Genomic DNA, 24,698 nt, shown 5'->3' with positions numbered 1-24,698 from the left:
GAACGGGATGCCCCCGGCTCGTGAGAAACGAGTCGTGGTGCACCCCCTTGTGGTCTTCGGCAAACTCCCAGAACGCTCGCTATGTTTCCACACGGTTCACTAGCGTCCGCGGCTCGGCGCTGCTGTTGTGGGATGCGCCGAATGATCTAGGTTTGCACTCATGGCTCCCTACGATGTCGGATTACTGATCCTTCGGCTGGTGCTGGGCCTCACAATGGCCGCGCACGGATTCAACAAGTTCTTCGGCGGCGGCCGGATTCCGGGCACGGCACGATGGTTTGAAAGCATCGGCATGAAGCCCGGAAAGTTTCACGCCACGGTGGCCGCGATCACCGAGGTATCCGCGGGCTTGGGACTTGCGGCCGGCCTGCTCACTCCGATCCCGGCGGCGGGCTTTGTCTCGCTGATGTTCGTCGCGGCCTGGACCGTGCACCGACCCAACGGATTTTTCATCGTCAAAGAGGGCTGGGAGTACAACCTGGTGCTCGCCCTCAGCGCCGTCGCGGTGGCCACGATCGGTGCTGGAAAACTGAGTCTGGACTGGGTGATATTCGGGAACAACTGGCTCAATGGCTGGCCGGGTTTGGTGGCATCGCTTGGGCTTGGGCTGGCCGGGGCCTTCGGCCAGTTGCTGATCTTTTACCGGCCGCCGGCTCGGCAGGCCGGATAGCCGACGGGCGCAAACCCGGCTTGCCGTGGCTGCGCGGCGAAACACTAGAACACGTTCTAGTGTGTGAAACCATGGGATTTCTCAAGCCCGTGCTGCCGCAGGTCGACATTGTCGAATGGGGCAAGGGCACCCGCAGTGAAAAGATCCGCCCGATGGCCCGCCATTGGGCCGAGGTCGGCTTTGGCACTCCGGTCGTGATGCACCTGTTCTACGTCGGCAAGATCCTGCTCTACATCCTGGTGGGCTGGCTGATCGTGTTCAGCACCAAAGGAATCGAAGGATTCACCGACGTCAAGTCGTGGTACACCGAGCCGATCGTGTTCCAGAAGATAGTGCTCTACACGATGCTGTTCGAGGTCGTCGGGCTGGGCTGCGGGTTCGGCCCGCTGAACAATCGGTTCTTCCCGCCCATGGGCTCGAGCTTGTACTGGCTACGATTCGGCACCATCCGGCTGCCACCCTGGCCCGAGCGCGTCCCGTGGACCGCGGGGACCAAACGCAAGCCGGTGGATGTCGCGCTCTATGCGCTGTTGTTGATCATGTTGGTGACGGCGCTGTTCACCGATGGCTCCGGCCCGATGCCGGAGCTGGGCAGCAAGGTGGGGCTGCTGCCGATGTGGGAGATCGTGATGATCCTGCTGCTCCTGGCGATGGTGGGGCTGCGCGACAAGGTGATCTTCCTGGCCGCCCGCGGTGAGGTCTACGGGACGCTGACGGTCACCTTTCTGCTCGGCGGGATAGACATGATCGTGGCCGCCAAGCTGGTGTTCCTGGTGATCTGGATGGGTGCGGCGACCTCCAAGCTCAACCGGCACTTCCCATTCGTCATCTCGACGATGATGTCCAACAACCCCTTGTTCCGGCCGCGCTTCATCAAGCGGATGTTCTTTGCAAAGTTTCCCGACGATCTGCGGCCCGGATTGCTGTCACGCATGCTCGCGCACCTCAGCACTTTCATCGAAATGTTCGTTCCCGTGGCGTTGTTTCTGTCGCACGGCGGCTGGCCGACCACCGCCGCGGCGATCGCGATGGTCTGCTTTCACCTGGGAATTCTGACGGCGATTCCGATGGGGGTACCGCTGGAGTGGAACGTATTCATGATCTTCGGCGTGTTGGCGCTGTTCGTCGGCCATGCTGACCTCGGCCTAACCGATGTGAAAAACCCTGTGCCGGTGGCGATTCTGTTTGCCGTGGTGGCAGGAATTGTCATCTTGGGCAACTTGTTCCCGCGCAAGATCTCGTTTCTGCCCGGGATGCGCTATTACGCCGGCAACTGGGACACCACGTTGTGGTGCATCAAACCCTCGGCTGACGCCAAGATCAAGCGGGGGATCGTCGCAATCGCCAGCATGCCGCAGGCTCAGCTGGAGCGCTTCTACGGCAAGGACCGGGCGCAGATCCCGATGTATCTCGGATATGCGTTCCGCGCCATGAACACTCACGGCAGGGCGCTGTTCACCCTGGCCCACCGGGCAATGGCCGGCCAGGACGAAGACGACTATGTCATCACCGACGGGGAGCGGATCTGCAGCACCGCCGTCGGCTGGAATTTCGGCGACGGACACATGCATAACGAGCAACTCATCGCCGCGATGCAGCAGCGCTGCAACTTCGAGCCGGGGGAGGTGCGTATCGTGCTGCTCGACGCGCAACCCATCCACAAGCAGACTCAGGCCTACCGCCTGGTGGATGCGGCCACCGGCGAATTCGAGCGGGGATGGGTGCGGGTTTCGGACATGGTGACGCGGCAGCCCTGGGCCGACGACGTACCAGTCCAGGTGCAGTCGGAGTAAGGCCGTCGAGCGTCGAGCGTGACGCCACTGCGAGATTTCATCGCGAAACTCGCAGTGGCGTCACACCCGACAGGCCCTACGCCTCGGGTCGTACTTTCTGTGCGGCGGCGACCATGTTCTGCAGGGACGCCGTCACCTCATCAACGTTGCGGGTCTTGAGCCCGCAGTCGGGATTGGCCCAGAGCCGCCCAGCTGGAACGGCTTTCAAAGCGGCACGTAGCGAATCCGCCATCTCCTCGGCGCTGGGCACTCGTGGTGAGTGAATGTCGTAGACGCCGGGGCCCACACTGTTGGCAAAACCGATCGCATTCAGATCGTCGAGCACCTCCATGTGGGAGCGTGCCGCCTCGATGGAGGTGACGTCGGCATCAAGGTCCGCGATGGCCCCGATCACCTCACCAAATTCCGAGTAGCACAGGTGAGTGTGGATCTGGGTCGAGTCGGCAACTCCGGACGTCGCCAAGCGGAAAGCGGCTACCGCCCAACGCAAGTACACATCCTGCTCGCTGCGCCGCAGTGGCAGCAATTCGCGCAGCGCCGGCTCGTCGACCTGGATCACCGCGATGCCGGCCGACTGCAGATCCACGGTCTCATCACGAATGGCCAGCGCCACCTGATTGGCGGTATCGGGCAGCGCCTGATCGTCACGCACGAAAGACCACGCCAGGATGGTGACCGGGCCGGTCAGCATGCCCTTGACCGGCTTGGCGGTCAGCGACTGCGCGTAGCTGATCCAGTCGACCGTCATCGGATGGGAGCGCGCTACGTCACCGTAGAGAATCGGCGGACGTACGCAGCGGCTGCCGTAGGACTGGACCCAGCCATTCTGAGTGGCGAAGAAGCCGTCCAACTGCTCGGCGAAGTACTGCACCATGTCGTTTCGTTCCGGCTCACCGTGTACCAGCACGTCGAGTCCCAGCTTTTCCTGTAGGGCGATGACGTCGGCGATCTCTTTCTCCATCCGGCGCGCGTACTCCGCCTCGTCGATCTCGTCGGCGCGCAGTGCCGCACGGGCGGTTCGGATCGCCGTGGTCTGCGGATAGGAGCCGATCGTCGTGGTGGGTAGCGGCGGCAGCTGTAGCCGTGCCTCCTGGCTGAGTCGGCGTGCGGCGGCATCGCCCCGATGCACACCCGAGGCGAGGATGGCATGGATGCGGGCCCGCACCTGCCCGTTGTGCAGCCGTGGATCCTTCTTGCGGGAGGCCACCGCTTCGTTGGACGCCGCGATCTCAGCGGCGACCGCCTCGCGCCCCTCGCGCAGAGCGCGGGCCAGAACCGCGACCTCGGCCACCTTCTCCGCGCCAAATGCCAGCCAGCTGCGCAGGCTGGCGTCCAGGTCGGTCTCGGGCTGCAACGAGTACGGCACATGCAGGGTCGAACACGACGTGGACACCGCGATGCTGGCTGCCGAACCAAGCAGGGTCGCCAGCCGGCTCAACGCCGCCTGCAAGTCGGTGCGCCAGATGTTGCGACCGTCGACGATGCCGGCCACCAGCGTTTTGTCGGCCAGCTCAGGAGCCGCGACGATGGACGCGATCGCGGTGTGCGCACCGGCAACCAGGTCGACGCCGATCGCCTCGATGGGGGTACGGGCCAGCGCCCCCAGCGCGGCGCCCGGGTCGCCGAAGTAGGTAGCGACATGGATGGCCGGCCGGTTGGCCAGTGACCCCAGCGCGGTGTACATCCGTTCGGCAAGCGCGGGCGCGTCGGGGCAGATGTCGGTCACCAGCGCCGGTTCATCCAGCTGTACCCATTGGGCACCGCTATCGGCGAGCAGTGACAATAGCTCCGAATAGATCGGCATCAGCTCCTCGAGCCGCCCTATCGGCGCGGATGCGCCGTCGACGGCCTTGCTGAGCAGCAGGAAGGTGACCGGGCCGATGACCACGGGCCGTGCCGGGATGCCGAGCTCCTGCGCCTCTTTCAATTCGGCGAGCACCTTGTCGGGATGCAGCCCAAACCGGGTGTCCGGCCCGATCTCGGGGACCAGGTAGTGGTAGTTGGTGTCGAACCACTTGGTCATCTCCAAGGGCGCGACCTCAGCATTGCCCCGCGCCGCGGCGAAGTAGCGGTCCAGGTCGTCGCAGATCCCGGCTACTCGGGTGGGCAAGGCGCCCAACAGAACTGCGGTGTCAAGCATCTGGTCGTAATAGGAGAAGGTGTTCACCGGAACCGAGTCCAGACCGGCCGCGGCCAGGTCGGTCCAGGTGTCGCGACGCAGGGTGGCGGCGACGGATTCCAACTCTGCTCGGTTGGTGCGTCCCGCCCAATAGCCCTCGGTTGCGCGCTTGAGTTCGCGGCGCGGACCAATACGGGGAGAGCCGGTAATGGTTGCGAAAAATGGTTGATGGCTTACTAGCTGAGTCACAGCGCGTCCTTCAATTGACGGGGTGATCACCGCCCTCGGACGCACAACCGACCCGATTGCGCCATGCCTTGACCGCACGAGCACAACCGCTTCGGCCGAACGCCCATTCCACGAGGCGATGAGCCGCCGGGCGCGGCGCGCCCGGCACAACTGGCAGGTCTTCGGACTCGCAGGCGCGCACCCGGTGGTGCTCCTAGTGGCCGTCGCTTCCCAGTCGTGAAGGACCAGTGCTTGTTTAGTTCATGACGGCGGTCGTTCCTGCATACCGCTGCGGGACAGTTCCGGATTCTCACCGGATTCCCTCTTACGACGCATCGTTGATGCCTCGCTCGATGCCGACACCGCGTGGGGCGATGACGGCAGACCAGCTGCGTGGTCCAGGTTACTCTGCCGCCCCGCGGTCGCGTACTGGCCGGTTAGTCTGCCAATGCCGTGGCGATGGGCACATCGCCGTTGTTGAAGTCGATGGTCCGGCCGATGGTTGAGTCATCGTTGAGCGTGGCGGCGATCACCCGCGCGACATCGGCGCGCGACACCGTGGCTTTGCCGCTCTTGCCCGTGCCAATTGAGATCCGCCCGGTCGCCGGTTCCATGGTGAGCCGGCTCGGCCCCAGCACGGTCCAGTCCAGTTTGCTGGCACGCAAATGGGCGTCCGCGGCCGCCTTCGCCTGCGCATACGGGAAGAACGAATCATCAACCGATACGCCATGATTAGGGCCGGCGCCGAAATAGGAGACCATCACGAACCGCTGCACACCCGCCCGCGTCGCGGCATCGATGACTCTGATGGCGGCGTCGCGGTCGACGGCATAGGTGCGCGCTGGATTGCCGCCACCCGCGCCGGCGGAGAACACCACCGCATCGTGCCCGGTCAGCAGTCCGGCCAGCGCGGCGGTATCTAGCCCTTCGATATCGGCTTGCACCGGTGTGGCGCCCGTTGCGGCGATGTCATCGCGGTGGTCGGGGTTGCGGAAGACCGAGCTCACCTGGTCGCCCCGGTCGGCCAGGATGTGCCCCAGCAGCAGAGCGACCTTGCCGTGGCCACCGAAGACAACAACACGCGTCATAGCAGCGACGCTACCGCTAGGGCATCGGGACGCGGCCCATGATGAGGTCGATGATGGGCTTGCCTGGCGGGTAGGCGCCGGTCAGTGACGACATGGTGTGCCCGTAGTCCACCAATAGCGTGATCCCGCTGATCCCGAAGGCGGCCGCGCTGTTGAGGAACACCATCACGTCGCCCATCTGCTCCGGGGTGTGCACTTTGGAGCCGGTCTCGTCGCGGTAGTCCTGCGCGAAGGTAAGCCACAAGTCGGCATTGGCTTGGGCCAACGGGGTATCGGTGGGGCCTGGGCAGATGGCGTTGATGCGGATCCCCCTTTTCAGCAGGGGATAGGCCCTGGTCGCCACGTAGGCATTGATGGTCTTCTTGCTGAAGCCGTAGTGAATGATGCCCTCGGCTTCATGCGCCGATACCCAGTCCTGGGCCGCTCCATAGTCAGGAGTGGCCAGGAACTCGGTCAGCCGCGGCAGGTCGTTCTCCCAGCCCATGCCCGCGACCGACGAGACGAAACAGACCGCCGATCCCGAAGGGAGCTGGTCATTGGCCAGCAGGCGGTCGATCAGATGGCGGTGGCCGATGAAATTGATCTTCATCAGGTCTGGTCCGTCTGCGACACCGGCCGCGGAGAACACCGCATGGACCGGCCCGCCCAGCCGCCCGACAGCGGAGTCGATGGATGCCGGGTCGCGCAGATCAACGCTCAGCGTCTGGGCGGCGTCATAACCCACCGGCGCGTAGTCCATCACGATGACTTCGGCGCCGAGTTCGGCCGCTGACTTGGCGGCCGCGGCGCCCATCCCGGTGGCGCCGCCGACGATCAGCGCTCGTTTGCCGTCGTACCGCAACCGATCCACAACTGTCATCAAGGTCCCTTTCCCCGGCCCCGGTTACCCGCCTCACTCTAAGGGGAACATATATTTGGTTCAATAGCGCAGTTGGTTCAATCGCGCCGGAGAAAGCGGTGCCGCTACTGGCCGCGCACGGCGACGCCACGCAACACCGTGTCACGGGCGTGAATGAGCGCCGCACGGGTGCCGACGAAGTGCAAGATGTTCTCCGGTATCCACTGCAAACCGATGACGCATCGGGCCAGCATCGTGATGGACGGCGGTTCGATCTGTATTTCTGCGGACCGCAGACCTTCGGACAGAAGCGATTTCATCTGTCGCAGCCGCGCGGCGTAGAGCCACCCCGGGTTGGGAGTATCCGGTGGCGACTGTCTCATCCACGCGAGCTGAATCCGGAACTCGTCGGAAAACTGGTCCAGCGCATTGATATTCACCCAGCTAAGCGCGTCCAGCTTCTCGATCGGCGTCGCGTTCGAGCGCAGCACGGCGACCCAGCCCGCTTCGACCTTCTGTCCGAACGAACGCATGATTGACGCCAGCAGCTTGTCTTTGGATCCGATCACCCGGTACACAGTCCCGGTGCCAAGTCCGGACGCAGATGCGATGTCTCTGATCGTGGTGACTTCGTAACCCTTGCGCCCGAACTCCATTCGTGCCACCGCCCGAACGTGGGCGGCCTTGTCACTGGGATTGGCGTCCTTGTCGTCGATCCATGTTGCGATCACGTCGTTTGCTGCGGACAGCGCATTGGAACCGTCCAGATCCACGTCGATTGGTGCGTGGCTTGCCAAGCCTTGCAGGATGGTTCGGCACATCAACCCGGAGACCTGGTCGGCGGATGCGTTGCGACGCATCACGTCCAGACCTACTTGCAGCATTGTTTGACAGATCCGGTCGGCCAACGTGGGGAGGTCGATTTCGGTCCTGATGTAGCCGCTCCACCGCCCGGCGCGCAGCGTTTGCAGCATGGCTTCTTGTATCGCTAGCGGACGTTGCGACGTCAGCTTCATCAGTTCAGGATCCGCGCTGGGGCCCTCGTAGAACGACATCTGAAGCGCGGCCCGATGCGCTACCGCACAGTTGGCGATCGCGGCTCCCAGTTGGGTGATCTTCTCGGCCACGGTTCGCGAATCGGGTTGGTCCAGCTTCGCTTGCCAGCTTTGCCCGATCTGATGTAAGTCGTCCTGATAGCGGCGGATCAGTTCGATCAGGATCGCCTCTTTGGACTCGAAATGGTGATAGAGGCTGCCCGGCAGAATGCCTGCGGCGTCAGCGATTTCCTGCAGCGACGTCCGCAAACCCGACGAGGCTATCAACGCCGCCGCGGTCTGGAGAATCTCGGTCCGGCGCGTCCCGGAGTCGTCCGTCCCGGCCTGATCTCGGTGATCAGCCATCCACCGGCTCTTCGCCGCTGCATTGACCTTCGCCATAGGCTACCGGTGTATGGGTCGGCAGAATTGCGACCTAGCAAACATATGCCTTCGTCCCTCCTGCCAACCAAATTTTTGTTAAATCTAGCAGACTGGGTGCTCGGACAGTGGTCACGAGCGTGCCGGTGCGGGCCGGCTGCCCGGTCCTGTCGAACTGCCGGTTGGCCGCGCGATCGGCTTGCAGCGACTTGCGCCAGGGGCGGCCCGGCCCGTGGTTTGATCTTGCTGACTGCGCTGGCGCGGCGTAGCCGGCGCACGCCCGGTGAGAGGGTCCCGGCCGAGCTGACAGCGGCTTGGCAGGCTATTGACAGCAGGGTCCCATGTGAAAGCCCGGACGCCGGCGCCGACCCCGTCCTAGCATCTGGCCGTATTGGCAATTGTCGCCGAATGGCGACTGTTGCCTAAGGGGTCAAATGCAGTTGCGGAGGTTGTCGACAGGCGAGTTGTCCGGGTCGTTGGGGCGGCTGAACGGTTTGGGGTGTGATGATGTTGGACTTTGCTTGGTTACCGCCAGAGATAAATTCGACTCGGATATTCTCCGGCGCGGGCTCGGGGCCGCTGTTCGCCGCGGCGTCGGCCTGGGAAGGGTTGGCGCAGGATCTGTATGCGTCGGCGTCATCATTTGATTCGGTCGTCTCGGGGCTGTCCAGTGGGTCTTGGTCTGGTCCGGCGTCGGTGTCGATGGCGGCCGCCGCGGCACCGTATGTGGGCTGGCTGAGCGCAGCGGCGGGCCAGGCCGAGTCGGCGGCCAATCAGGCTCGGACGGCGGCGACGGCGTTTGAAGCCGCACTGTCGGCGACCGTGCACCCGGCTGCCGTCACCGCCAACCGGATGTCGTTGGTGTCGTTGGTGGCAACCAATATTCTGGGCCAGAACACACCCGCGATTGCGGCCAACGAATTCGACTACTTGGAGATGTGGGCCCAGGATGTCGCAGCCATGGTGGGTTATCACGGTGGGGCGTCGTCGGTGGCGGCCGCCCTGGTGCCGTTCAGTCTGCCGCCCGTGGACCTGGCGGGATTGGCATCCCAGATCGGAACGCAGGCGTTCGGGATGGTCACATCCGCCTCCTCGGCGCTCGCCACACCGGTGCAAAGCGTCATGGCGGCCGTCCCGGCGGCGCTGACGACGCTGCAGTCATTGCCACTGCAGAATGCGTCGATGCTGATGTACCCGTTCAGCATGGCGATGTCACCGCTGATGAACCTGATGAGTAGTTCGCTGCGCGGGTCGACCGCCGGGGTGGCCGGCGCAACCGCCGCCGGAATCCCCGCGAGCGCAGCGAAGTTGGTGGACGCACCGGTCAGCGGAGTGAAGGCGATGGGCGGGGCGGGGCTGGGTTCATCGATTTCGGCCGGGTTGGGCAAAGCGCGGATGGTCGGCGCGGTATCGGTTCCGCCGACCTGGGAGGGATCGATGCCCTCTCGGATGGCTAGCTCGGCGATGGCGGGGTTGGGCCCGGCCGGTGTCGCCAACGAGGCTGAGATGGCCGCGGCGGGACGACCCGCCGGAATGCCGATGATGCCGATGCCGATGGGTGCGGGTGCGGGTGCCGGTGGCGGGATGCCCGGTGGAATGCTGGGCCGAGGCGGTGCCAGCCCGAACCCAATACAGTCCCGGCCCAGCGTGGTGCCCAGGACGGGAATCGGATAGCGCGCCGGTCGGCTCGAAGTCACGGCCTTGCAGGTCCGGGCGACAGTAGCTCGGCTGTTGCTGCCCGGCCCATTGACCGCGCCGGGAGCCGGACCCTAAGTTGGAACAGATATTTGGTCAACAAGAACGCCGGGCGTAACGACGATGACCGACCGCTTAACCGACGACCAACCGAGCTCGGATCGGCTGGCGCGCTGGAGCTCGCTGGCCTCGGCCATCGCCGGTCGGCTGCGTGTTTGCGCGGCGGCCAGCGGAGCGCTGGCCTGGACGAATGGCCGCGCGATTTTCGTCGACACCGAGCTGCCGGAACGTAATCAGCTCGAGTCGCTGGTTGTGCAAGCGGCAATGCTCGCCGCGGGCAGTCTGGAACCGGGTGTGCTGCGGGTACTGGGGCGGCGCCCCGCGTTGGCCAAGCGCTATCTGGCAATAGATGCGAACCGGGCACTCGCCGCGAATGAGGGCTGGCTACCCCCGTCCATGCGAAACCTGATCGACGGGGATATCGCCGCACGCAGTGAATCGCCGAGCGACGCGCTGGCCGTCGCGCGCGGCCACGACCCAATCGCGGATCCCCCCTACCCGAAGCCAAAGTCTATGACCCGCAGGGATTTTACGAACGTAACGGTCAACCGGGACCGTATTCGGTTGGCGTCTGGTCCACCTGGATGAGTGCCCAGCCACACGGGCGCCCCGAGGTGGTGGCACCGGGCGACGGTGGACGCTGCGGGCCGGCGCATGGGTGAGCCCAAGGCCATCGTGATTACGGGCGCCTCTCGCGGGCTCGGCCTGGCATCGGTGGCGCAGATGTATCGGCAGGGTTGGCGGGTGCTGGCGGCTATGCGTGCACCGGAGTCGGGCATGGCCCAATTGCGTGCCAAGGTCGCTGGGGTGGTCGATGATTCGCGACTGATACCGGTCCAGTTGGACCTGACCGACGCCGCGTCGGTAGCGGCGGCGGCCAAGGTGATCGAAGAGGCCGTCGGGGCTCCCCGGGTGCTGGTGCACAATGCGGGCATCTCCGCGGCGGGCACGGTCGAGGAGACACCGATCGAGCTGTGGGAGCGGATGTTCGCTACCCATGTGCTGGGGCCAGTGCAGTTGACCAAGGCCTTGTTACCCGCGATGCGTACCGCAGGCCGCGGACGGATCGTCATGATCTCGAGTCAGGCCGGCGTGCGGGGGATGCCGGAGATTGCGGCCTACTCTGCGGCCAAAGGGGCACTGGAACGCTGGGCAGAATCGTTGGCCGGCGAGGTGGCGCCCTTCGGTTTGGGCGTCACAGTCCTGGTGACCGGAACCTTCAACACCGACATCATCACCGACGCCGGGACGTCGGACCACCGCGACTTCGCCGGACCCTACGCGGCTCATCATGCCGCGATCGAGCGCCGGGGCCGCTTCGCGATGCGGTTCGCGGCCGAGCCAGATCGGTTCGCGCGACATCTGGCCAGAGCCGTCGAAGACCGGGCGCCGTTCACCCGCCACGCGGTGGGCCAGGATGCCCGCATGCTGGTGGTTGCCAACCGGCTGCTTTCCGGTAAGGCTTCCCATAGGGTGGCCCGACTGGTGATGGGCATCCCGCCGCCCGGTGCTCTGCGGAGCGTCCCATCTACAGAGAGCGACAAACATGGCTGACACCACCGAGGCTGTCGAGGTTCGGTTCGAGTCCAAGATGATGATCGACGGCAAGCTCGTCGACGGCCAGGCCGGCACCTTCACCAATATCAACCCGGCCACCGAGGAGCCGCTAGGGGAAGTCGCCGACGCGTCGAAAGCCGACATGCGCCGCGCCGTCGACGCGGCCCGACGGGCGTTCGATGAGACCGACTGGTCAACCAACCATGCGTTGCGCAAGCGCTGTCTCGAGCAACTCCAGCAGGCCATCGAGGCCGAACGGGAAGAGCTACGTGAAGAACTCATTCTCGAGGCCGGGGCGCCTCGCGCGATCACCTTCGGGCCCCAGTTGGATGCGCCGCTAGCCGACGCGCTGCGCTATCCCGCCAAGCTGATCGACGAATACCCGTGGGAGACCGACCTGGGCGACGTGCTGGTCAGCATCACCGGTCAACTGACCACCCGCAAAGTCTGGCGGGAGCCCGTCGGTGTGGTGGGTGCGATCGTGCCGTGGAATTTCCCGTTCGAAGTCACCATTAACAAGCTCGGCCAGGCGCTGGGCACTGGCAACACCGTGGTGCTCAAACCGGCGCCGGACACCCCGTTCAACGCGACCCTCCTGGGCCGGCTGATCGCGGAAAAGACGGACATTCCACCGGGGGTCGTCAACGTGGTCACCGCCTCGGACCACTTGGTGGGGGAGGAGCTCACCCTTTCGCCCAAGGTCGACATGATCTCGTTCACCGGCTCGACCGCTGTCGGCAAACACATCATGGAAAAAGGTGCGGCCACCATGAAGCGGCTGTTCTTGGAGCTGGGGGGTAAGTCGGCCACCATCGTCTTGGAAGACGCCGAATTCGGGCTGGCGTGCGCAATCGGCATCGCCCCCTGCATGCATGCTGGGCAGGGCTGCGCCAACCCGACCCGGATGCTGTTGCCGCGATCGCGCTACGACGAAGGGGTGGCGATCCTCAAGAGCATCTACGACAACGTCATGCCGGGCGATCCCCAGGACCCCGCGACCCTGTGTGGTCCGGTGATCTCGGCCAAACAACGCAAGCGCGTGCTCGGCTACATCAACAAGGGTGTCGAAGAGGGCGCCACGTGCCTGGTTGGCGGGCCGGATGCGCCGACCGGTTTCGACCGGGGATTCTATGTGCGGCCAACGCTTTTCGTTGACGTCGATAACTCCATGACCATCGCCCAGGAAGAGATCTTCGGCCCGGTGCTTTCGGTGATCCCATTCGACACCGAAGAAGACGCGATCCGGATCGCCAATGACAGCGTGTACGGGTTGGCCGGCAACGTGATGTCGGGTTCGTTGGAACACTCCCTGGCGGTGGCCCGGCGGCTGCGGGCCGGCTTCATAGGCGTCAACGGCGGTGCTCCCTACGGGGCTGACACACCGTTCGGCGGATACAAGGACAGCGGGGTGGGACGACAGAACGGTGTCGCGGGGTTCGACCAGTACACCCAGATCAAATCGGTGGGTTATCCGGCCGGATAAGGGAGTCGCGTTTTTCAGCTGTTCGATGATCTTGAAGACTTCGGGGCCTTCGACGATGTGGTCTCTGGTGACGTCCGGGACCCCTGCACCGAGTTGGCCCGGCTGCGGCGCGAGGAACCAGTGCAACGCATCGACTTCTCGGCCATGCCGCACGAGCAGTCCAAGCCGGTTTTCATCGTCTACCGCCATGAGGACGTCGCTCAGCTGTTGCGTGACAACGAGACGTTCTCCTCGGCCATCATCATCGACGCTTTCGGTGACGTGCTGGGCAGCCATGTCATGCTCGGGATGGACGAGCCCGAGCACGGTCGGCATAGGGCTTTGATGGCAAAAGCGTTCTCGCAGAAAGCATTGGCGCGCTGGGAGGACGAGCTGGTCGGCCGGGTGGGCAATAGCCTGATCGACCGGCTCGTCGCCCGCGGCCGTGCCGATTTGGTGAAGGAATTCACCTTTCCCTATCCCACCCAGATCATCGCAGGGCTGCTCGGGCTGCCGCGCGAGGACTATCCACAATTTCAGCGTTGGTCGATCTCGCTGCTGAGCTTCACCGTCAACCCGCAGCGGGGGCGCGCAGCAGCGGCGGCGCTGCAGGACTACTTCGCTCCGATTCTGACCGCACGGCGCCAACAGCCCCGCGACGATCTGATCAGCGAGCTGGCACAAGCGCAGATCGACGGGGAGAAACTCTCCGATGAGGAGATCTTTTCGTTCTGCGACTGCTACTTCCGGCCGGCGTCGAAACCACCTACCGCTCATTGGGCAACCTGCTCTACGGCTTGCTGAGCAATGCGGATCAACTCGACGCGGTTCGCGCCGATCGGTCACTGGTGCCGCAGGCGATCGAGGAGGCGGTGCGCTGGGAGTCGCCGCTGCTGACCATCAGCCGGGTGCCCATCCCCGCCGGATCCTCGGTGATGCCGATGTTGGGCGCCGCCAACCGGCAAGAGGACCGTTACTCCGATCCGGATCGCTTCGACATCTTGCGCCCGGTGAGGGCGCATATCGGCTTCGGGCATGGGGTCCACGTCTGCCTCGGCATGCACCTGGCCCGGCTCGAGATGCGGGTCGTGTTCGATCCGTCCTAGGGCATCGCATAGGCCGCAAGTTCTTCAGACCACCGGGTAGCGGTCCCGTGGCAATAGCCGCGGCATCAGGCCAATTCAAGCAGTGTTGAGAATTCATAGAGGGCTTGGCTGTTTAATCGATGCACGGTGCCCCGCCATGACCAGGGAAAGGACGAACCGACTGACGGCGATGGACGTCGATCGGGTCGGTCTGGTTGTCGACGCGAGAACGATAACCAAACCCTGACATCGGCCAGGTAGGGACACCGGCGGAAGACGGATCAGTGCCCACAACGAGAACGCTTGAATATCGATGTTCGACTGCGATTCAAGGATTTTGGCCAAGGACGTAACCACGTATGCGGACCTGCATGCGGGGCGGGTGTTCGTGGCCTGGCGGCGCCGGAAGAAGTTGAGATCCCCAGCGCTGCTCAGCTTGTGACCGTGGCCAGCGTGCTATGCCCAGTTCCAGCGCTAAGGAAGGATTGGCAGTGACCGATCTGCTCGTGAGCCCACAGGCGATGACCGCAACGGCTACGGAAGTGGCTGAAATCGGTCTAGCGATCGATCAAGCTGATCTGGCCGTGGCAGGGCCAACAACCGGCCTGGCTGCGGCGGCCGCCGATGAGGTATCTGAGGCCATAGCGACGCTGTTCGACAACTACGCCCAGGGGTACCAGGCGGTCAGCCGGCAAGCGGCGGCTTTTCACGATGCGTTTGCGCAGACGTTGTTCGCGGCCAGCGACTCCTATGTGCGCGCCGAGGCGGCGGCCGTGAAGGCGCTTGCGGGGCTCACCGAACCAGTCGCGAACCTGTTCGCGCCGGTGCTCAGCGGACCGGAAAGTGTGGCGGCATCAGCGACAGCGTTGCTGGCAGGGGCTCCTCTGAAACCCGTTGAGGCCGCGTTGATCCTGAGTGAAAGTGGTGTGCCGACACCTTCGGCAAGCTACATCAGCGACGTCTACACCAAGTACGTCGAGCCGAATTTCCCCTCTGCGACCGCCCCGCAAGGCGTATCCACCCCCAACGGGCTATACCCATTTACTGGCATCAAGGATTTGACCCTGGACATATCGCTGGCCCGGGGTGCAACGATACTCAACGACGCTATCCTGCAGCAGCTCGCTGCCCTGCCCGCCGGGAGTTCCGTCGCTGTTTTGGGCTACTCCCAAAGCGCGGTGCTCTCCTCGCTCGTGATGCCGAAGCTCTTGGCCGAAGGCGTCACGAGTTCACAAGTCAATTTCGTATTGCTCGGCAACCCAATGAATCCCAACGGCGGCGTGCTTGCTCGGTTCCCCGACCTCACGTTGCCGAGCTTGGGTTTCACGTTCTACGGTGCGACTCCAGACAATGCTTTTCCGACCGTCAGTTACACGCTCGAATACGACGGCTTCGCCGACTTCCCGCGCTACCCGATCAACTTGCTTGCCGACATCAACGCAGTTATGGGTATCCCGTTCGTGCACGCTGACTATCAGCATCTCACGCAGGCGCAGCTCGACTCAGCCGTTCAGTTGCCCACCGAGGGCCCAACCCAGAGCACGTACTACATGATTCCAACTGAGCACCTGCCGTTGCTGGCGCCGCTGCGCTTCATCCCCTACGTGGGCGACCCGCTGGCTGAACTGCTGGAGCCAAATCTGAGGGTGCTGGTGAACTTGGGTTATGGCGACCCGGCCTACGGCTACGACACCGGGCCGGCTAATGTGCCCACACCGTTTGGCTTGTTCCCGCCGGTCAGCCCGCTCACGGTGGCCGAGCACCTAGCCGCGGGGACGCAGCAGGGAATCGTCAACTCGGGCGCTGCGCTCCAAGCCCAGGGGCCGCCCAGCATTCCGCTATCGGACATAGCGCACACATTGACGGCGAATCCGCCATGGGCAGGTACGCCGGCGTTGCCGCCTTCGACATCTCCGGCCTCATCAATCGAGGACTTCATCTTGGCGGTGCAGGCGGCGAATAGCTCGATCTCGGGTGGCTTCGTCAAGACGCTCTCGACGGCCTACGCGACATTGCTGCCGACCACGGATATCGCCAGTGAGCTTGTATTCACTCTGCCCAGCTACAACCTCAACCTGTTCCTGGACGGAGTGATCCAGGCAATCAACGGCCAGCCCATAGAGGGACTGATCAACGCGATCGGCAATCCGATCGCCGCCAGCACGGGACTGATCACACTTGCCGGCGGATTCCAGTTAATAGTCATCTCGTACGCACTCGACACGATCCTGTTCGGGACACCACATCCGCTTCCCTGACCCGCGGGAGATCCCGCACCATCGCAGGGTTGCCGTGGCGTAGCGGCGGCGTGCGGCCCGGGGGCTAGTTGAAGAACCCCGATTGGTCGGGGTTGGCATTGAATCCTCCGGAGCTGTTGTTGCCCGAGTTGGCCACGCCCGAAGTCGCGGTAAGGAGGCCGTTTGTGGCCGAGTTGGCGATGCCCGCGGTCCGGAAACCGGTGTTGAACAGGCCGGTGTTGAAGCTGCCGGTGTTGTTGATTCCCACGCTTTGGCTGCCGCCAGCGTTGAGCAGACCCGAGTGACCGCTGAACAGCGCGCTCGTGTTGGCGTTGTGGAAACCGGAGTTCGTGTCGCCGGTGTTGTTGAATCCTGAATTGCCGCTTCCGTTGTTTCCGAAACCGGAGTTTGTGACGGCCTGGTCGGCCGAGCTGCCGAACCCCGTGTTGAGGTCGCCCGAGTTGATCCCGCCGGTGTTGGTGTTGCCGGAGTTGCCCCACCCGGTGTTGTGGTCGCCCCCGTTGAAGTCGCCGGTGTTCAGGGTGCCTGAGTTGAAGCTGCCGGCGTTGTAGGAGCCGGAGTTTCCGGCGCCCATGTTTGCCGCGCCCGCGTTTCCGAAGCCCATGTTGCGGTCGCCGGCGTTGCCAAAGCCGAAGTCGGCGCTGCCGGCATTGCCAAAGCCGGTATTCGTGGATCCGGCGTTCCACAAACCGGTGTTGGTGTCACCGGAGTTCGCCAGGCCGAAGTTGCCGTCGCCGGAGTTGAAGAAGCCCACATTGTTGTCGCCCGAGTTGAACAACCCGATGTTGTTGTCACCGGTATTGCCGAAACCGAGGTTTCCGGCACCCGAGTTCAGCGCGCCGATGCCGACCAGGTTGTCGCCGGTGAGCCCGAAGCCGATGTTGTTGCTGCCGTTGTTGCCCAGGCCAAGATTGTTGTTGCCGAAATTGCCCAACCCGACATTTGAGTTGCCGTGGTTGCCGCTACCGAAGTTGGTGGAGCCGGCGTTTCCGCTGCCCAGGTTTCTGCTTCCGGTGTTTCCGCTGCCGAAGTTGCCGGCACCGTGGTTCCCGCTGCCGATGTTGCCGTCCCCGAAGTTTCCGAACCCGAGGTTTGCGTCACCGTGGTTTCCGCTGCCCAGGTTGAGTGCTCCGATGTTGCCGCTACCGAAGTTGGTGGAGCCGATGTTTCCGCTGCCCAGGTTCGTGTTTCCGGCGTTGCCGCTGCCCAGGTTGGCCTGTCCGATATTGCCGAATCCGAAGTTGGCGTCGCCGGTGTTGCCACTGCCCAGGTTGTAATCGCCGATGTTGCCCAAACCGAGGTTGCCCACGCCGGCATTGCCGATGCCCAAGTTGGGAGCCGGTAGGTCTAATGCGGGCAACCCTGACGTCGTCGCGGCGGCCAGGCCGTCCGTGCCGGTGCGCACAAGACCAGAGGTGCCGAAGAAGCCGGACTGCTCGTCGCCGGCGTTGAATACACCCGAGCTGCCGTTGCCGGAGTTGAACAGTCCCGAGGTGTAGGGGAACACGGCGCCGCCGCTGGAGTTCCCCGCTCCGGTGTTGAATGTCCCGTTGTTGAACAGACCGAAGTTGTCGTCGCCCAAGTTGCCGATGCCCGCGTTGGTATTGCCTGAATTGTTGATACCGGAGTTAACGGTCCCGCCCGCGTTCAGGAATCCGGAATTGCTGTTGGTGCTGTTGAAGAACCCGGAACTGAAGCTGCCGGTATTATTGAAGCCCGAATTTCCGGAACCGGCATTCCGGAATCCCGAGTTCGCCACGGACTGGTCCTCCGGACTTCCCATTCCTGTATTGAGGTCACCAGAGTTGAAGAAACCCGTATTGGTGAAACCCGAGTTGCCCAGCCCGGTGTTGTGGCCGCTCGAGTTAAAGTACCCGGTATTCACGCTGCCGGAATTGAAATCGCCAGTATTGAAGTTGCCCGAATTGAAACTTCCCGTATTGAGCAGGCCTGCGTTCCCGAGGCCCACATTCGAAGAGCCGCCGTTTCCCGCGCCCACGTTGTTGACGCCAGAATTGCCGAAACCAAAGTTGCTCAGGCCGGAGTTCCCGAAACCGGTGTTGGTATCGCGCCCGTTCCAGAAGCCGGTATTGATATCGCCAGCGTTCTCGAACCCGAAATTTCCGCTTCCGGAGTTGAAAAATCCGATGTTGTTGTCGCCGGAGTTGAAGAAGCCAATGTTGTTGGTGCCGGAGTTTCCAAAACCGAGGTTCCCGGCACCCGAGTTGAGTGCTCCGATGCCGATCAGATCATCGCCGTTGAGGCCGATGCCGATGTTGTTGTTCCCGTTATTGCCGAATCCAAAGTTGTTACTACCGAAGTTGCCGAAGCCCACATTGGAGTCGCCCGCGTTTCCGCTGCCCAGATTCAGTGAGCCAGTGTTGCCGCTGCCGAAGTTCGTGCTGCCGTTGTTCCCGCTACCCCAGTTGAGGGATCCGAAGTTTCCGAGGCCCAGGTTTGAACTACCGGCGTTGCCCCAGCCGAAGTTCGCGTCGCCCACCGCATTGCCGAGGCCAAAGTTAAGGCTGCCCAAGCGGTTTCCGCTGCCGAAGTTGATGTTGCCGGTGTTTCCGCTGCCGAGGTTGAAGAAGCCCTGGTTCCCGCTGCCCAGGTTTGCGTTGCCCGCATTTCCGCTGCCCAGGCTGGCGTCGCCGATATTTCCGCTGCCCAGGTTGAACGATCCGGTGTTGCCGCTGCCCAGGTTGTAGTCGCCGATGTTGCCGACACTTAGGTTCGCGAAACCGATGTTGCCGATGTGCAGAACCGGGAACCCAACCGCGGCCGCGCCGGGCAGCGCCGCGGCGGCCGCGGGCCCGGACGAAGGCAGTGCCGTCGTTGCCCCGGCCACCCGGTTCTGCAGGGTGCGCAACGCCTGCTGCCACGGTGCCAGCTGCGCGGCCACCGCTGAGGCTCCACTGTGATAGCCCGCCATCGCTGCCACGTCCTGGGCCCACAGCTGATCGTATGCGGCCTCGGTCGAGGCGATGGCAGGGGCGTTCTGGCCGAACAGGTTTGACACGACCAGCGACACCAACTGATTGCGGTTGGCCGCCACTAGCTCGGGATGCGCCGTCGCCGCTTGCGCCGCTTCAAAGACGGCAGCGGCCGCGTTAGCCTGGGCGGCCGTCACCGCGGCGCGCGCCGCTGCGGTGCCCAGCCAGCTCGCATAAGGTCTGGCCGCAGCGGCCATCGCCGTCGCCGCTGCGCCCTGCCACGCCTCGCCCACGAGTCCCATGGTGATAGCGGAGAATGACTGGGCTGCTGAAGCCAGGTCGGCGGCCAGCCCGTCCCACGCCGCCGCCGCGGCCAGCGTTGGGCCGACCCCAGCACCGGCGAATATTCGTGCCGAATTGATCTCGGGCGGCAACATCATAAAGTTCATCACGACACCCCTTCTGTGTTGATCTAGGCCGACGTCGGCAAAGGGAACCAGCAGCGGCCGGCCCTGCGTCTCCCCAACCGTCCGCAGCCCGGAATGCGGCTATCTGGCGTGCCTTCTGTCAATAGCGCTGTGCTCGTAGCCCCGTGTGTAAGCCACGCGGTATTGGCAACGTAATACGAAGTCCGTCGCGATTATTGGTTTTCGCCGATTTCTTACTGTTTAAGCAAGGGGTGCAATTAATGGAAAGTAATTCTAGTTTCGATAAACTAATAAACTAGAGTTCTATTCTAGCTTTATGTTCGAGGCCTTCGATGGGGCGTGCGGAAATCCCGCACGCAGTCTGAGCAGGGGTAATGACATCTTCGCGCCTAAGTCCGACGCACCCGGTGCGGAGCCGATTAGGCGGGCGAATCCCTCGGTGGCAAATACTAGAATTGGAATCTGATTTAGGGCGAAGTGACGATGGCTAGTTGTTGAAACCGGACTGATCGTCTCCAGAGTTCAGCGCGCCCGAGCTGTTGGTGCCGGAAATCAGTAGGCCCGAGCTGTCGCTGCCCGAGTTGGCTATCCCCGTGTTGAAGGTCCCGGTATTGAATATTCCTGTGTTATTGCTGCCTGAGTTGCTGAACCCGACGTTGGTAGCGTCACCGGAATTGCGCACTCCAGAGTGGCCGTTCGCAGAGACGCCGGTGTTGCTGTTCTGGAAGCCGGAGTTGCCGTCGCCAGAGTTGAAGAAGCCGGAGTTGCCGCTTCCGGAGTGGCCAAAGCCGGAGTTCGGTCCGGCTTGTGTGTCGGGACTGCCGATGCCGGTGTTCAAGCCGCCCGAGTTGTAGCCACCCGTGTTGACGTTGCCCGAGTTTTCCCAGCCCGTATTGGTCTCACCCGCGTTGGAGAAGCCCGTGTTGTAGGTGCCCGAGTTGTAGAAGCCCGTGTTGCCGCCTCCACCGTTCCCAAAGCCCATGTTGAAGCTACCTGCGTTGCCGTGCCCCATGTTTTCCACGCCACCATTGCCGAAGCCGAAGTTGAGGCTGCCCCCGTTCCCGAAGCCCGTATTGGTGCCGCCGGAGTTCCAGAATCCGGTGTTGGTGGAACCCGCGTTTGCGAAGCCGAAGTTGCCGTCGCCTGAGTTGAAGAAGCCGATGTTGTTGCTGCCCGAGTTGAAGAAGCCGACGTTGTTGTCGCCCGCGTTCCCGAAGCCCATGTTGCCTATGCCGGCGTTCAGGCCGCCGATGCCGATCTGATTGCTGCCGCTGAGCCCAAACCCGATGTTGTTGCTGCCGTTGTTGCCGAAGCCCAGGTTGTTGGTGCCGAAGTTGCCGAAGCCGATGTTGGAGTCACCGTTGTTGCCGCTGCCGATATTGAAGGAACCGTTGTTCCCGGTGCCGAAGTTGTAGCTGCCGGCGTTGCCGCTACCGAAGTTCCCATCGCCGAAGCGGTTCCCGAAACCGATGTTTCCACTGCCGAAGCGGTTGCCGCTACCGAGGTTGAGATTTCCTGAGTTTCCCGAACCGAAGTTGGTATCGCCCAAGTTCCCGTTACCGAAATTGAAGAAACCGTTGTTTCCGTTACCCAGATTTACGTTGCCGGTGTTGCCGCTGCCCAGGTTCCCGTTGCCGATATTCCCGCCGCCCAGGTTGGCTGAGCCAGTGTTTCCGCTGCCAAAGTTGTTGTTGCCGATATTGCCGATGCTCAAGAAGTTCCCGCTGCCGTTGTTGCCAATGCCCAGCGCCGCGGCCGGGCCGGACGCGAGTGCAGCTGCCGCTGACGCGGCCGGTCCAGTTGTGGCCATTGCGGCGACCCGGCCCGGTAGGGCCTGTATTGCCTGCTGCCACGGTGCCAGTTGCGCGGCCACGGCCGACGCACCGCCGTGGTAGCCCACCATCGCTGCCACGTCCTGGGCCCATAGCTCTTCATAGGTAGATTCGGTGGCGGCGATCGCCGGCGCGTTCTGGCCAAACAGGTTGGAGAGCACCAGCGACACCAGCTGATTGCGGTTGGCCAGCACCAACTCCGGGTGCACGGTGGCCGCTTGCGCCGACTCAAATACCGCCGCGGCCGCCTTGGCCTGCGTGGCAGCGCCCAGCGCCTGAGTTGCTGCCGCGCTCAGCCAACCGGCATACGGTGCGGCCGCTGCCGCCATCGCGGCGGCAGCGGGCCCCTGCCAGGATCCGCTCGCTAACCCCGAGGTGACCGACGAAAACGCCTCAGCTGCCTCGCCCAGCTCGGCGGCCAGTCCGTCCCAGGCCGTGGCGGCCGCCAGCGTTGGGGCTGATCCGGCGCCGGTGAACATCAGCGCCGAGTTGACCTCCGGAGGCAACATCATGAAGTTCATCAGGTCTTCCCTTCTCCGCTGGCCGCACACTCGGAGACGGCCGCTATGTTCGCGAAATCACAAACCCCGCAAGCTGCCTCGCGCGCATCTCAATCGCCCGTCCCCTGTCTGCCAAGCGCACCGCGACCTCCCATAGCCGGATTAGGTTGCGGCTGGCGGCCATTGCGGGTGCGGCCGCAGAAACTGCAGTCTCGCCCGCATACGACATCGGGCCAATCCCGTCACACCTTATGCGCGTTGGCAGACAAGACACTATGACAATTGCGGGACGACATTTGCGTTTTCGCCAAAGCGCCTATCTTTGTGTCGCCGCGGGCGAAGCCTGTGAGATTTTGCGCGACTCGACGCGCACGTCCGAGACCAATTGCCCAAGGGGCTGCTCGCCCGATTACGTGGTGCAAGGGAGTTCGGTGCCGTCGCGGTGCGCCGGCTGAACTACCCCGGTCGGGCGCCGTCCACCCGCCTGGGCTTCAATAGATTGAAGATCAATGTGTTCCTGAAGTGCCTGACGTACGGAAAATGTCAAAGGAGACATCATCATGGCTGAAGCCGTCATCGTAGAAGCGGTGCGCTCACCGGTCGGCAAGCGCAATGGCGCGCTATCCGGCGTACACCCCGCGGATCTATCTGCGCAGGTTCTCAACGGACTGGCTGACAAGGCCGGCATCGACCCGGAGATCGTGGATGACGTCATCTGGGGCTGCGTCATGCAAGCTGGCGAGCAGGCGCTCGATATCGCCCGCACCTCGCTGCTGACGGCCGGCTGGCCCGAAACGGTCCCGGGCGTGACGGTCGACCGCCAGTGCGGTTCGAGTCAGCAGTCGGTGCACTTCGCCGCGGCCGGCGTGGTGGCCGGGCACTATGACGTCGTCGTCGCCGGCGGGGTGGAGTCGATGTCGCGAACCCCTATGGGTTCTTCGCTGGCCAATGGTGGGCGGCCGTATTCGCAGACCTTCCTGGAACGCTATGACGGCCGCATCCCTAACCAGGGCCTTGGTGCCGAGATGATTGCCGAGCAGTGGGGATTGAGCCGAACCATGCTCGACGAGTTCTCCTTGATGTCGCACGAAAAAGCAGCTGCCGCACAAGATTCCGGGGCATTCGATGATCAGATCGTCGGCATCAAGGACCAGGATGGCAACCCCGTACTCAAGGATGAAGGTATCCGGCGCGGAACGCCGATGGAAAAGATGGCAGCGCTGAAGCCGGCGTTCAAGGAAGACGGCGTGATCCATGCCGGTAACTCGTCGCAGATTTCCGATGGTTCGGCGGCACTCTTGTTCATGTCCGCCGAAAAGGCTAAGTCGCTGGGGATGAGGCCGATTGCCAAGGTGCACACCGCGGTACTTGCGGGGGCCGACCCGGTGATCATGCTGACCGCGCCGATCCCGGCAACCCAGAAGGTGCTCAAGCGATCCGGGCTCAGTATTGGCGACATCGGGGCATACGAGGTCAACGAGGCATTCGCTCCGGTTCCGCTGGCCTGGCTGCGTGACATCGGCGCCGACGAGAACCGGCTCAACCCCAACGGGGGTGCGATTGCGTTGGGTCACCCGCTGGGAGGATCGGGTGCTCGGCTGATGACCACGCTGCTGTACCACATGCGGGACAACGGAATTCGCTATGGCTTACAGACGATGTGCGAGGGTGGTGGTCAAGCCAACGCCACTGTCTTGGAGCTCTTGTGACAGACGCCGGTGACGACCAGCCCGCCGGGCTGGTCGAACACCGCGGCAATGTCATGGTCGTAACGATCAACCGGCCCGAAGCCCGTAACGCCATCAACGGGGCGGTCAGCGTCGCGGTCGGAGATGCGCTGGAATCGGCGCAAAATGACCCCGAGGTCCGCGCCGTGGTGATCACCGGCGCCGGCGATAAGTCGTTTTGTGCCGGAGCTGACTTGTTGGCCATCTCGCGGCGGGAGAACATCTACCACCCCGACCACAACGAGTGGGGTTTCGCGGGCTACGTCCATCATTTCATCGACAAGCCCACCATCGCGGCAGTCAACGGCACCGCCCTAGGCGGCGGCACCGAGCTGGCGCTTGCCAGCGACCTGGTGCTGGCCGACGAACGCGCCAAGTTCGGACTGCCCGAGGTCAAACGTGGGTTGATCGCGGCCGCCGGGGGAGTCTTTCGGATCGTGAACCAGCTGCCCCGCAAGGTGGCGATGGAGATGTTGTTGACCGGCGAGCCGATCACGGCATCCGACGCCTATGAGTGGGGCCTGATCAACCAGGTCGTCAAGCAGGGGGCGGTGCTGGATGCGGCCCTGGCATTGGCCGCCCGGGTCACCGTGAACGCGCCGCTGTCGGTGCGGGCGAGCAAGCGCATCGCCTACGGGGTCGACGACGGAGTTGTCGCCGATGAAGAACGGGGTTGGGAACGCACTATGCGCGAGATGCGATCCCTGATTCGATCCGAAGACGCCAAAGAGGGGCCGCTGGCGTTTGCGCAGAAGCGGGAGCCGGTCTGGAAGGCGCGCTGAAGCGCGCGACGACATCGGATGCGGCCGGACGGGTTTGGCTGGGCCGCTTTGGGTCCGTGTGTCGAGTGAATCTCTACGGGGTGGGCTAGACGCGGCGCCCCGTTTGCCCGGGCGCACCGCCATGGCTTGATCGGGATTTCGTCTCAGCCCTGGCGGTGTGACTTCTACAGGTGAAGCGGCCCCGGTTTGATGTTCTGGTGCGTTCGGCACCTCGATGTGTGCGATCTG

General features: G+C 63.6%; 14 protein-coding genes, 2 pseudogenes and 1 riboswitch. Of the genes and pseudogenes, 10 read left to right on the top strand and 6 right to left on the bottom strand.

Annotation, left to right across the window (positions count from 1 at the left end; all coding sequences use genetic code 11):
- Window positions 1-160 precede the first annotated feature (160 nt).
- Both CCUG20998_RS21520 and CCUG20998_RS21515 read left to right on the top strand, forming a co-directional pair.
- Window positions 161-670, top strand: coding sequence for a DoxX family protein (locus CCUG20998_RS21520; RefSeq protein ID WP_012395894.1), 510 nt, complete (start codon window positions 161-163; stop codon window positions 668-670).
- Window positions 671-741: 71 nt separating this feature from the next.
- On the top strand, window positions 742-2,463 hold the full coding sequence (locus CCUG20998_RS21515; RefSeq protein ID WP_020729842.1) for a DUF3556 domain-containing protein: 1,722 nt from the start codon (window positions 742-744) through the stop codon (window positions 2,461-2,463).
- Window positions 2,464-2,539: 76 nt separating this feature from the next.
- Here CCUG20998_RS21515 and metE read toward each other — a convergent pair whose 3' ends face one another.
- The 4 genes from metE to CCUG20998_RS21495 form a co-directional block, all read right to left on the bottom strand.
- The gene (metE, locus tag CCUG20998_RS21510) at window positions 2,540-4,831 is read right to left on the bottom strand and encodes a 5-methyltetrahydropteroyltriglutamate--homocysteine S-methyltransferase (RefSeq protein WP_020729843.1); all 2,292 of its coding nucleotides are present in this window, start codon (window positions 4,829-4,831) and stop codon (window positions 2,540-2,542) included.
- 135 nt (window positions 4,832-4,966) lie between these two features.
- A riboswitch (cobalamin riboswitch) is annotated at window positions 4,967-5,192 on the bottom strand.
- A gap of 55 nt (window positions 5,193-5,247) precedes the next feature.
- Entirely contained in the window at window positions 5,248-5,898 is a 651-nt protein-coding gene (locus CCUG20998_RS21505) for an SDR family oxidoreductase (RefSeq protein ID WP_020729844.1), read from the bottom strand.
- Window positions 5,899-5,914: 16 nt separating this feature from the next.
- Window positions 5,915-6,757 (bottom strand): SDR family oxidoreductase, encoded by an 843-nt coding sequence (locus tag CCUG20998_RS21500; protein ID WP_036456158.1) that lies wholly within the window; start codon window positions 6,755-6,757, stop codon window positions 5,915-5,917.
- A gap of 104 nt (window positions 6,758-6,861) precedes the next feature.
- Window positions 6,862-8,136 carry a TetR/AcrR family transcriptional regulator gene (locus CCUG20998_RS21495; RefSeq protein WP_036456491.1) on the bottom strand — a complete coding sequence of 425 codons (1,275 nt, stop codon included), beginning with the start codon at window positions 8,134-8,136 and terminating at the stop codon, window positions 6,862-6,864.
- 519 nt (window positions 8,137-8,655) lie between these two features.
- On the opposite strand from CCUG20998_RS21495, the gene CCUG20998_RS21490 reads away from it, so the two are divergent.
- From CCUG20998_RS21490 to CCUG20998_RS21465, 6 genes and pseudogenes are all read left to right on the top strand, one after another.
- Window positions 8,656-9,825, top strand: a complete 1,170-nt coding sequence (locus CCUG20998_RS21490) for a PPE family protein (RefSeq protein ID WP_036456160.1) — start codon at window positions 8,656-8,658, stop codon at window positions 9,823-9,825.
- A 572-nt stretch (window positions 9,826-10,397) separates the two neighbouring features.
- A pseudogene (locus CCUG20998_RS21485) lies at window positions 10,398-10,568 on the top strand (spirocyclase AveC family protein); the annotation flags it as partial.
- The gene (locus CCUG20998_RS21480) at window positions 10,561-11,460 is read left to right on the top strand and encodes an SDR family oxidoreductase (protein WP_036456162.1); all 900 of its coding nucleotides are present in this window, start codon (window positions 10,561-10,563) and stop codon (window positions 11,458-11,460) included. The pseudogene CCUG20998_RS21485 and the gene CCUG20998_RS21480, both read left to right, overlap by 8 nt.
- 37 nt (window positions 11,461-11,497) lie before the next feature.
- A complete protein-coding gene (locus CCUG20998_RS21475) occupies window positions 11,498-12,946 on the top strand; it encodes an aldehyde dehydrogenase family protein (protein ID WP_036456493.1) in 1,449 nt (482 codons plus the stop codon).
- 18 nt (window positions 12,947-12,964) lie between these two features.
- Window positions 12,965-14,022 (top strand): annotated as a pseudogene (locus CCUG20998_RS21470) (cytochrome P450); the annotation flags it as partial.
- A 479-nt stretch (window positions 14,023-14,501) separates the two neighbouring features.
- Window positions 14,502-16,268 carry a PE family protein gene (locus CCUG20998_RS21465; protein WP_020729854.1) on the top strand — a complete coding sequence of 589 codons (1,767 nt, stop codon included), beginning with the start codon at window positions 14,502-14,504 and terminating at the stop codon, window positions 16,266-16,268.
- A 64-nt stretch (window positions 16,269-16,332) separates the two neighbouring features.
- Here CCUG20998_RS21465 and CCUG20998_RS21460 read toward each other — a convergent pair whose 3' ends face one another.
- Together CCUG20998_RS21460 and CCUG20998_RS21455 are read right to left on the bottom strand one after the other, a co-directional pair.
- On the bottom strand, window positions 16,333-19,650 hold the full coding sequence (locus tag CCUG20998_RS21460; RefSeq protein ID WP_172607208.1) for a PPE family protein: 3,318 nt from the start codon (window positions 19,648-19,650) through the stop codon (window positions 16,333-16,335).
- A 466-nt stretch (window positions 19,651-20,116) separates the two neighbouring features.
- Entirely contained in the window at window positions 20,117-21,982 is a 1,866-nt protein-coding gene (locus CCUG20998_RS21455) for a PPE family protein (RefSeq protein WP_020729856.1), read from the bottom strand.
- 539 nt (window positions 21,983-22,521) lie between these two features.
- Here CCUG20998_RS21455 and CCUG20998_RS21450 point away from each other — a divergent pair.
- Entirely contained in the window at window positions 22,522-23,670 is a 1,149-nt protein-coding gene (locus CCUG20998_RS21450; protein ID WP_020729857.1) for a thiolase family protein, read from the top strand.
- Window positions 23,667-24,470, top strand: a complete 804-nt coding sequence (locus CCUG20998_RS21445; RefSeq protein WP_020729858.1) for a crotonase/enoyl-CoA hydratase family protein — start codon at window positions 23,667-23,669, stop codon at window positions 24,468-24,470. Before CCUG20998_RS21450 ends, CCUG20998_RS21445 begins: the two co-directional genes overlap by 4 nt.
- The last annotated feature ends 228 nt before the right edge of the window (window positions 24,471-24,698 follow it).

This window comes from Mycobacterium marinum, from assembly GCF_003391395.1.
Taxonomy (GTDB): Bacteria; Actinomycetota; Actinomycetes; order Mycobacteriales; family Mycobacteriaceae; genus Mycobacterium; species Mycobacterium marinum.
Note: the sequence above shows the minus strand (reverse complement) of the source record. Positions and strands in the feature narration are given on the sequence as shown.